Consider the following 10,493-nt stretch of genomic DNA (forward strand, 5'->3'; position numbering starts at 1 on the left):
GACCCTCCTCGGTCTCGTCGTACGACTCAACATCAATACCGGGTAAACCCAAGAGCTCTGTCAGTAGAGGCACCATAGCCATAACGTATAGTAACGGCTACTTCAGCATACTCATTCCAGGAGAGCCTGAAATGGTCGATATCGATCATGATTACTCCGATATATAGCTGTTTGCGCTGCGATCGCACAATTTCCTGGGAAAGCGATTCTTCCAGATATCGGCGGTTGTATAGCCCGGTTAGGGGGTCGCGAATGCTCTGGTGCTTCAGGGTTTCCTGCAGCTTGAGGTTGGCGATCGCCATGCCCACCTGCTCGGCCAGGGTGCGGGCCAGCTGCTGCTTGGCCTCGGGGAGCGCCTCAGGAACGTCGGTACTGAGGTAAAACAGCCCTAGGGTTTCGCCCTGGGCGATCATGGGAATACAGAGGGTAGTGGCGATGGTCAACGCCTCAGGGGCTGAAGTATGGCTACAGCGCAGGCTTAACCGGTCTTGCCCGACCCAGTGCATACGCCCGCGTCGCAGTCCCCAACAGCTGTGGGGCTCAAATTCGGCCTTAGAGTGCAAATGCTTGCCCCACGCGGCTGCACACTCCAGGCGATTGCGCGACGCGCTGGTGGTAAAAATTCCCCCTGAGCAGTGGGGAAAAAGGGGCTCGATCAGGTTAACAATGGCGTAACAGGCTTCGTTGACCGTTGAACAGGCCTGGAGAAAATCGCTGATTTCGCTCAAGACCAGCATTTCGCTGTGGCGCTGGTCTAGCTCGCCAATGCGATTGCTGAGCTGCTGATTGGTCTGCTGAAGCGTAATTTCAGATTGTTTAATGGCAGAGATATCGCGGAAGATGACGGCAAAACCATCGCCTAGCTTGACGGCACTATTTTCAAACCAGCAGTCAATGCCGTCATGGTTGTAGTAAAACTGGCGCTGCATGGGCTCGCCTGATTTCACCACCTGAACGTAGAGATCAAACAGCCCGTCTTCCCTGTTGCCAGGCAGTTCTTCTAGCATCCGCTTGCCGATGATATCGTCTGCCTGTCTACCGATAATTTGGCAGGCGGTCGGGTTGCTGAGCAGCCATTCAAAGTCAACAATGGTGCTTTGGCTGTCGCGCACTGAGCGAAAGGCCATAATGCCGTCAAGGGAGCTATTCAAAATGCCGCTCAGCTGCATTTCTGAGGTTTTAAGCGCCGTTTGAATAGTCACCATCTGGGTCATATCTAAATGGCTGCCCACCATCCGCACCACACTGCCCTGCTCATCTTTGAGGTGAATGGCGCGCGAGAGCACGTGGACTACAGATCCATCTTTATGGCGGAAGCGCTGGTTGGCGGTAAAGTTATCGATCCGGCCGCTGTTGTAGTCTTCGACAAGCTGCAGAGCGGTTGTGCGGTCTGCTTCAAAAATAAGGGCAGCCCACATGTCAAAGTTATTCTCTAGCTCGTGGTCGGCATAGCCCAGCATCGCTTTCCACTGGGGTGAGAAGTAGATGTCTCCGGTGATCAGATTCCAATCCCAAAACCCTTCTGAGGAGGCCTGAAGCACCAGTTTTAGCTGATCGTTGGCCGATTTGAGGTCGAGTTCGGCCTGTTTTCGTTCGGCTTCGCCGCGTTTCCGATCGCTAATATCGCGTACAACCACCAGTACCTCATCCCCCCCAATTGGCGCGATGCGGGCTTCTTCATAGAACGTTTGGCCCACGGCGGTAAAGGCATACTCCTGCTGCTGGATCTGCCCAGTCTTGAGGGCCTGCTGGGCCAGGTGAATGCGCTCCTGAGCGATCGCCTGTGGTATTAACTCGGTAAGCTGACATCCTGCCAGGGTAGCCTTGAGCTGCAGCACGTATCCCGTTCCTGGATTAACTATTTGCACATGTGACCCGTCTTGGTGCATGCGCATTAGGAGGTCAGGAATCGCTGCAATAAAGGCGCGATTGGTGGCTTCACTGTCTCGCAGGGCCAGCTCAGTCTGTTTGCGATCGGTAATATTAATGTGGCAGCCAATCATTCGAATGGGGCTACCGTCAGCAGCCCACTCAATCACCTGGCCAGAACAGGCCACCCACACCATCGAGCCATCTTTATGGCGGTATCTTACTTCACTGTAGTAGGGGCTTTCGCCGTGGCTTTGTATATGGCGATCTAAACAGGCCATCGTGCCAGCTAGATCTTCTGGAAGGATCAGGTCTTGCCAAGTTTGAGGTGAATTCGGTAGCTCATGATCTGCGTAACCCAGCATCTGTTTAAAGCCGGGGCTGTAGTATTCCACGTCGGCAGGAATATGCCAGTCCCAGTAGCCCGCCAGCACAATGTCTAAAATTTGCTCCAGCAGGCTTAATTCCTGCTGGGCCTGTCGTGCCCGCTGCCGTTCGGCTTCAATCTGCCTGCGTTCGGTAATATCGGTGATGGTGCCGACATAGCCCAATCGGTCTCCGGTGGCGCTATACTCGGCAACGGCTTGGCCGTATACCCATGACACCGTGCCATCCGTAGACTGAAAACGATATTCCAGCTCAAACGGTCTGCCCTGCTGGGCCGCTTGGTTCCAGGCGCTAAACACCAGGTCGCGATCCTCGGCATAAAGCGCCCGAGACCATCCTTCCCCTCGAGCTTCCTGCTGCGTCAACCCGGCAAGCTGTTCCCATCGCTGATTGGTGTAGATACAGAGGCCATTTGCATCGGTGCGGAAAATACCCACGGGCACGGCGGCTACTAAGCTGGCGTAGCGTTGTTCACTGTCGTGTAATCGGGTAATGGCCTGGTCTTTTTCGCGCTCAAGCTGTTTTTTCTCGGTCAGGTCTTGCACGATGTAGGAGAACTGGGGGCGGCCGCTGTTGCCCTGGCCCACCAAGGAGACCGTTACCAGCAGGTAGTACCGATTGGTGGGGGTGATGTGGGTGTAATCAAACTGTACCGGGCGCTGTAGCTGTTGACTCTGGCGGTAGTGGGTAAGCCAGCGTTGGATCACCTCAGCAGGTACCCCCACCTCGCTGGCCCAGCGATTGGTCAGGGCTTCAGCGGTGAGGCCGAAGAAGGAGAGCGCGGCGGGGTTGTCTGAAAGATGGAGAATGTCGTTCTCGGACGTTTCGACCAGCCCCAGCAGCAGCGGCGAGGTGTCATAGAAGATGCGGAGCCGCGTTGTTTGCTCCTGGAGGGCCTGCTTTACCTGGCGCTGCGCCGTCACATCTCGCAGAATGGCGCGGGTCGCCACGGGGATACCTGCTTCACGGCGAACATTGATACTGCCTTCTAGCAGAACTCGCTGCCCCATCTTGTCAACAACGGCAATTTCTAGCCGTTCGACCTGGTGAATGTCGCCTGCCTGCAGGCTTTGAAAAATGCTCTGACATTGGAGAAGATAGTCAGGTGCTAGCAGATCAAAGATGGTTAAGCCAGCAAGTTCGTCACGCGTGTAGCCTAGGATGGTGAGCCAGGCGCGGTTGACGTAGAGAAACTGACCATTTTGCAGCGAGACGCTTTGAATTAAGTCGGTGGCGTTATCAAAGAAATCTTCGAGTTGAGCGTTGCTTTGGTGTAGTTCTTGTAAGGCCTGGTTGCGCTCCGCTTCGAAGCGATCGCGATCGCGCTGTGCAGCCTTCTGTTCGCCAATATCGCGGGCAATCTTTGACAATCCAATTACGCTGCCGGTTTGATCGCAAATCGGAGAAATGGTCAACGCCACATCTACCAGGCAGCTATCTTTGTGCAATCGCTGAGTTTCGTAGGTTTCTACCCGATCTCCCCGAAGAATACGCTGTAAAACGGCCTGCGCTTCGATTTGGCGATCGGGTGGAATGAGCACCGCCACCGGCTGACCGACCACCTCGGCGGCGGTGTAGCCAAACAGCCGCTCTGCCGATCGATTCCAGCTGGTGATGATTCCGTCGAGGGTTTGGCTGATAATGGCCTCTCCCGAAGAGTCGACAATCGCCGCCAGCTGCAGCCGCTCGTCGTTACTCTGGCTCAGAGTCGCCATCATCGCCTGGCTCTCTGCTGCCAGATGCTGGTTGCTTTGTTCTAGGTCTTGGGTACGGGCCGCCACCTGGGCTTCGAGATTGGCCTTTGCCGCCTGCAGCTGCGCCACTAGCTCAGCCTGGTGAATGGCAATGCCGATATGCACCGCAATTTGCTGTAGCCCATTCATCTCCTCGCTAGGCCAGGAGCGGGGTGCTGTACAGCTGTGGGCGATGAGTAGTCCCCACAGCTTCGCCTCACACAGTACCGGAACGACTAAGTTGGCTTTGACCGAAAGGCCAACCAGAAATTCGGCATGGCAGGGGGTAAGGTCTGCGGTGGCGACATCGGCGATCGCCCGCACCAGTCCCTCGTGGTATGGCTTTAGCCAGCCAGGCTCAAAGCAGCTGTCGCGCACCACCTGATCGAGTACCGACCACTGCGGGTCAGAGAGCGCTTCTACCACCACTTGCCCACTCCAGTCGGGGTCAAACTGGTAAATCAGCACGCGATCGCAGTGCAACAACTGCTGCACGGCCTCGACGGCGACGGGCAAGATGGCCTCTAGATCTAAGGATTGGCGGATCCGCAGGGCGATCGTAGCTACCAGATGTTCCCACCTGAAGGGCGATGGCAGAACATAGCCATTGCCATCATCCCAGTCGATCGCGACTCCTTTGCTTGTACCTGCCATCCTGAAAGGCTCCTGACTATTCACGACCTTCGCATTGCTTCTATTAATCCCGTTTGCACCCAGAAATCCATTAGGTAGCAACGCTTAATCGTTAGTCATAGAGGGAGTGGTGAGTCGGGCGGGGATCCTCGCTCGGCCCTGCGCAAACCCTAAAAACCTTATAGATTAGAAGAATAGGGAACCATAAGGAAAAGGCGAGGACACCCACATGCGGGTATTGTTAATGACTGGCAAAGGCGGCGTAGGCAAAACCTCCGTTGCAGCAGCCACAGGCATGCGCTGTGCAGAACTGGGCTACAAAACCCTGGTACTCAGCACCGACCCGGCCCACTCCCTGGCCGACAGCTTTGATATGGAACTGGGCCACGACCCTCGCCTAGTACAGCCCAACCTGTGGGGTGCTGAGCTAGATGCCCTGATGGAGCTAGAGGGCAACTGGGGCGCTGTGAAGCGCTATATTACCGACGTTCTCCAGGCCCGTGGTCTGGAGGGTATCGAGGCCGAAGAGCTAGCCATTCTCCCCGGTATGGACGAGATCTTTAGCCTGGTGCGCATGAAGCGCCACTACGACGAAGGCGAGTACGACGTGCTGATTATCGACTCGGCTCCCACCGGTACCGCCCTGCGCCTGCTAAGCCTGCCGGAGGTAGCGGGCTGGTACATGCGCAAGCTATACAAACCCTTCCAGGCGGTTTCCGAAGCGCTGCGGCCCCTGGTACAGCCCTTCTTTCGCCCAGTGGCAGGCTTCAATTTGCCCACTAAGGAGGTGATGGATGCCCCCTACGAGTTTTATGAGCAGCTGATTGAGCTAGAAAAAGTGCTCACCGACGCCGGTACCACCTCTGTGCGCTTGGTCACTAACCCCGAAAAAATGGTGATCAAAGAATCGCTGCGCGCCCACGCCTACCTCAGCCTTTACAACGTTGGTACTGACCTGGTAATCGCCAACCGCATTATTCCTGAGGAGGTGCAAGATCCCTTCTTTCAGCGCATGAAGGAAAAGCAGCAGCAGTACAAGCACGAAATTCACGATAACTTTCACCCTCTGCCGGTGAAGGAAGTGCCTCTGTTTGCCGAAGAATTGTGCGGGATCGAAGCCCTACACCGCCTCAAAGATACGCTTTATACCGATGAAGACCCGGCTCAAGTTTATTACAAAGAAACCACCCTGCGCGTCGTGCAGGAGGACGGCAGCTACAGCCTAGAGCTTTACCTGCCTGGTATTCCTAAAGACCAGATTGAGCTGAGCAAGTCGGCGGATGAACTCAACGTGCGGATTGGTAATCACCGCCGCAACCTGGTGTTGCCCCAGGCGTTGGCAGCGCTTCAGCCAGCTGGAGCGAAGATGGAAGACGACTACCTGAAGATTCGTTTTGCCAGTGCTGGTTAGCGGTAAAGCACTGTATGGCGTTGCCTTAGGCAGTGCATTCTTCAAGTCAGCAACGCCTGAGTGGACTAATTGAACTGTGGGATGGGCTAGCGATCGCGTAACCCATGCAGGCGTTAGTTTTCGGGCCTTAATCGAACCGATATCGACGTTGGCTGAGCGGAGTCGAAGCCAACGTCGGGCTAGGGACGTTTACCTCTATTGCACAGTCCACGCTATGGCGGTGGGCTGTGTAATAGAAAGGACCATTTTTGCAGCCAGGATAAGCCTGCGCATCTTTTTTACGCGATCGCTCATATCTCATACCTACGTCTTATAGCTTTCTTATCCCATTCAGGTATGGTGATAGGGATTCTTGCTGCTAGTTTGGCAATGTCTCTTTAGATCTGCCTCTCTGTGCCAGGCTCTTTTGAGATGTGCCAGACTGCCACCTGGAACTTTGACCGCAAGCGATAGCACCCCCATGAGCCAAACACCCCACGGACGCAATGAGTTTGATCATGACCGAGAACTTATTCAGAACCAAGAAGTCTATCGCCTCAGGCAAGAGCACGATAGGCTGCGCGCGGCCCAGCGTCGATCTCGGCTAGCCTGGGTTCGCAATACGATTACGCTGCTGGTGGGGGCGCTGGAGGTGCTGCTGGCCATTCGGTTTTTTCTGCGGTTGTCGAGTGCTAACCCAGATAATCCCTTTGCCCAAGCGATCTACAACCTGTCAGCTCCATTTATGACCCCGTTTTCTACCCTTTTTATCAGCCCCACCGATGCTGATGCCACTCGCATTTTTGATCTCAACAACCTAATTGCGATGGTTGTCTATGCGCTGCTGGGGGGCCTGGGTATTGCCCTGGTGAACTACTTGCAGGGGCCGAGTACCCAGGGACGCTAGCCCCTGCACATGACGAGAACGCTAGCGGTGCGCTATGCCTCTAGCTTGCCGCCAACGAAGGGGGTACTCCAAATTGCCCAGTTTTCTTTGTTGAAGGGCGATCGCCAGCGTTGAATTAGCTCTAGTTCTAGGGCCTGGCGGGCCTTGCGATCGCGATCGGCATGGGGCCAAAAGCCAATATTCACTGCCAGCCCCAGCCCGTGAACTCGGTGGGCTTCTACATAGCTGAGAATGTAGCGCTTGCAGTCGTGCACCCCTTTCCACCGCTGGTTTGACTTGATGGTTTCGCCCACGTAGAGCAGTAGATCCGCCTCGTGGTCAACGACAAAGTACAGCGCTGGCACCCCAGATTCTTGAAACTGCCCTCGCCAAAACTCCGCATTTTGGGGCAGGAGGGCAAAGGGATCGAGGGTACCCGCTGGAGACGTGTCAGCTAGATCAAATAGGCTACCCTGGGCGATCGCAGGGCCGGATCGCACCGTAGCCTGAAACTGGGCCACCCGTTGCTTCCAGCCCTGAAGTTCGTCAGCAGGCATGGCCGACCCAGCCGGGCGATTGTAGGCCCACGATCGATCGGCTGCCCGCTGGTCGGCCTCGGAGAGCAGCGAAGGCTGGTAGTCTGGTGCCATAAATCTATCCGTAGCGGCTGTGGCCTCCCATAATAGGGCAAAACCCCAATATGTAGCGCTGGCCAGTTCGCTTAAAACAGTCGTGGCAATGGCTGTAGCAGTTTGGCAGGGGGCTTTCTACAGCCGCGATCGCAGTGAGTCTGGCCCAATATCTTCTAGGGCATAGCCCTCGGGGTAGCTACGCAGCGATTGATCGACAAAAAAGTCAGACGTGGCGCGGGCTGGCTGGCGGCGCAGCAGCTGACTGCGGGCCTGGAGGGCCGTAGCGGCGAACCGCTGCACGGCTTTTGGAGCTGGCTGCCAGCCCAGGGCATTGAGCAGGGGCGGGTCGAGCAAACAGGGCAGTCCCCAGTTCACCACCGGGCGGATCGCCGCCGGAAACCAGCTCAGCAGCAGGTGCCGAGTGGCATCGGCCACCCGCTGGTTTGTGGTGGCGTAGGTAAAGTGCTCGGCCTCAAACTCGCGGTTAAACTGCTCGAAGGCGGCGTAGGTGGGTGGGATGTCGCGGAGGCCCATGCGATCGCCAATGGCCTGCCAAAAATAGTAGCAGGCCAGCCGCTCTTGCTCGCAAAAGGGCCGCCAGCCAAAGCGATCGCACCAGCGAATCGGCTCATAGACAAAGGTTGAGAGCACGTACAGGTAGTCGGCATTGCCAATGGCGTAGTGGCGGTGAATAGCGTTCATCCGCTGAATAAATGCTTCGCCACGGGGGCTGTCATAACCGTGCTTGAGCACCTCGGATACCACAATGCCCGTGTCGTCGTAGCGCTTTTGGGCGTGGTGCCGAAACTCGCCGGTTTTATCCAGCAGGGCTGACACGCTGGGGATACAGAAGGTGCGCAGCAGCGCCACCTCCAGGGCGCGGGTGACATCCCACGGGAACTCGTACCCTGCCAGCAGGTGGCAGATTTTTTGGTGGTTGCGTTCGGGGTCGATGCGCTGAATGTGGCGCAGCGTGGCGTAGCGATCCATAGGTCGTCAGGATTTCTTGGACTTGAAAAATGGCGTGGCCCATGGTGGGCAGTGCCCACCTTATAGCAGTGCAGAGCTTAAAACTCAATGCCTGGCTGGGCCTTGACTCCCTGCTCGCGGAAGGGGTGCTTGACCAGAGTCATTTCGGTGACCAAATCGGCGCGATCGATTAGCGCCTGAGGTGCGCCCCGCCCGGTCAAAATCACGTGGGTCATCTCGGGTTTTTCGGCTAACCCTGCCAGCACCTGCTCCACCGAGAGAAAGCCGTGTTTGAGGGCAATATTCACCTCGTCGAGCAGAATAGTTTTGACCTCGGGGTTGCGAATATAGCTGAGGGCGGTGTCCCAGGCGGCTTGGGCGGTGCGGGTGTCGCGATCGCGATCTTGGGTATCCCAGGTAAACCCTTCGCCCATGGCGTGGAAGCTGAGCTGATCGCCAAACCGCTCTAGCATCGCCTTCTCTGCTGGTTCCCAGGCTCCTTTAATAAACTGCACAATGGCGACCTGGTAGCCGTGCCCCAGCGATCGCAGCACCATGCCCAGGGCAGCGGTGGTTTTGCCCTTGCCGTTGCCCGTGTTGATAATTACCAGTCCTTTCTCGACGGTGCGATCGGCAATGCGCCGCTGCTGCACCTCCTGCCGCCGCTGCATTTTGCGGCGGTACTGCTCTTCTGAGCTGGCGCTTTCGGCCTCCTGGGTGAGAGCGGCGGCAGCGGCATCGAGCGGATTGGCGGTATCGGTGGGCTGGGTCATAGGGAGAGGTGCAGGTAGGTTGTGTTTATCCTACGACGATGTACGGTCTTGTCAGTACTTGGTCGGGGTTTAAGGATGAGCCGTCGTGATAACACCTCTAGCAGATGCTAGAATAGTTCAGCCTAAGGGCATGTAGCTCAGTGGATAGAGCACTAGATTCCGGTTCTAGCGGTCGCAGGTTCGAATCCTGCCATGCTCGTCTCTTAGATAGCAAGGGGTTCACCCCCTCTGTACTTTCCGGTTGCACTGCACGTTCCGGAATTATTTGACATCGTTACGGAATTAGTGTCGCTGTTCCGGCATGAGTGTCGTTCGCCCATGTTCCTGCGCTCGCACTCCTCAGTGTTTTTCATGGCAAACCAGCCCTACCCCTGGCTGAGTTATCTATCTAACCCACGCCCAAAACCGCTCCATCAATCAACCTTTAGATCAAGACAATCGTGAACTTGGCTTTCTACAATAAAACCTGCACGCTGCTCTTGACCAAATTCAATTGCTATGGGTTTGCGCGATCGCTTCAATCAGCTTAGTGGACAGACTCGCTTTGTCGTAAGTCGCATTTTTATGCATCTCTCAGGCCGAGAAGTAGCACCACTCCTGGGTGTGCTCAATCAAGCGGCACGAGAGGCGGTCGATTCAGAAGGCGATATGCAGGTGTTGGGCGAACAACTCGCGCGAGTTTGTGAAAGCTTGCTGGAGTATGAAACCTTTTGGCAGTCGGCAGCCAATGAAGGAGATGTGATGTGGGATGAAGGTGAAGCCGGAGATTACGTTAACGAACTATTTACCGACTCGGCTGGACGCTATGGTAGCGCAATAGCCATTGCCTCCAATAGCAGTGAGACTTTCGCCATCCCCATGACCCGAAATGTGGTTGTTATGCTCACCGTTGCCTTTGAAGGTGAAGTGCCCGAACTAGAAGATAGTCTGGCCGACATCGCTGTATTAAGAGCAGGCTTAAAAGCTCTAGTCAACCTGCACTATAGGGGAACTTTAAGAGCAATTCAGATACATTTTTCTCCTGCTCAATTGGGAGACGAACTTACATCAGACCACTTGGTGGTGCAGAAAAGTCCTGAAAGGGTTGTTGTGAAAGGAGTCCCAAATGAGACAGGGTAGATGGGAAGGGGCATTTCATGAGAGGCTTGAATTCCCCAACTCAAGGCCAGTCTCATGGAAACACCCCTCTTGTATCGTCAACTGCAAGACCAATTGAGTCAA

At 55.7% G+C, this 10,493-nt stretch carries 7 protein-coding genes and 1 tRNA gene; 4 read left to right on the plus strand and 4 right to left on the minus strand.

Annotated features, from left to right (window positions below):
- Positions 1-32: 32 nt before the first annotated feature.
- Positions 33-4,643, minus strand: coding sequence for a PAS domain S-box protein (locus IQ273_RS24455; protein ID WP_194025758.1), 4,611 nt, complete (start codon positions 4,641-4,643; stop codon positions 33-35).
- 208 nt (positions 4,644-4,851) lie between these two features.
- Here IQ273_RS24455 and IQ273_RS24460 point away from each other — a divergent pair, with 208 nt between their 5' ends.
- Positions 4,852-6,033, plus strand: a complete 1,182-nt coding sequence (locus tag IQ273_RS24460) for a TRC40/GET3/ArsA family transport-energizing ATPase (protein WP_194025759.1) — start codon at positions 4,852-4,854, stop codon at positions 6,031-6,033.
- Positions 6,034-6,469: 436 nt separating this feature from the next.
- Entirely contained in the window at positions 6,470-6,919 is a 450-nt protein-coding gene (locus IQ273_RS24465; RefSeq protein WP_228053774.1) for a YggT family protein, read from the plus strand.
- A gap of 32 nt (positions 6,920-6,951) precedes the next feature.
- On the opposite strand, the gene IQ273_RS24470 is transcribed toward IQ273_RS24465, so the two are convergent.
- The 3 genes from IQ273_RS24470 to cobO all read right to left on the minus strand — a co-directional run bounded on the left by IQ273_RS24470 (position 6,952) and on the right by cobO (position 9,272).
- A complete protein-coding gene (locus IQ273_RS24470) occupies positions 6,952-7,548 on the minus strand; it encodes a GIY-YIG nuclease family protein (RefSeq protein ID WP_194025761.1) in 597 nt (198 codons plus the stop codon).
- Between the two features lie 117 nt (positions 7,549-7,665).
- Positions 7,666-8,520, minus strand: a complete 855-nt coding sequence (locus IQ273_RS24475) for an oxygenase MpaB family protein (RefSeq protein WP_194025762.1) — start codon at positions 8,518-8,520, stop codon at positions 7,666-7,668.
- Between the two features lie 77 nt (positions 8,521-8,597).
- On the minus strand, positions 8,598-9,272 hold the full coding sequence (cobO, locus tag IQ273_RS24480; RefSeq protein WP_194025763.1) for a cob(I)yrinic acid a,c-diamide adenosyltransferase: 675 nt from the start codon (positions 9,270-9,272) through the stop codon (positions 8,598-8,600).
- A gap of 126 nt (positions 9,273-9,398) precedes the next feature.
- On the opposite strand from cobO, the gene IQ273_RS24485 reads away from it, so the two are divergent.
- Positions 9,399-9,471 (plus strand) — tRNA-Arg (locus IQ273_RS24485).
- Positions 9,472-9,776: 305 nt separating this feature from the next.
- Positions 9,777-10,391 carry a DUF1517 domain-containing protein gene (locus IQ273_RS24490; protein WP_194025764.1) on the plus strand — a complete coding sequence of 205 codons (615 nt, stop codon included), beginning with the start codon at positions 9,777-9,779 and terminating at the stop codon, positions 10,389-10,391.
- Positions 10,392-10,493: the final 102 nt, after the last annotated feature.

The organism is Nodosilinea sp. LEGE 07298 (assembly GCF_015207265.1).
GTDB lineage: Bacteria > Cyanobacteriota > Cyanobacteriia > Phormidesmidales > Phormidesmidaceae > Nodosilinea.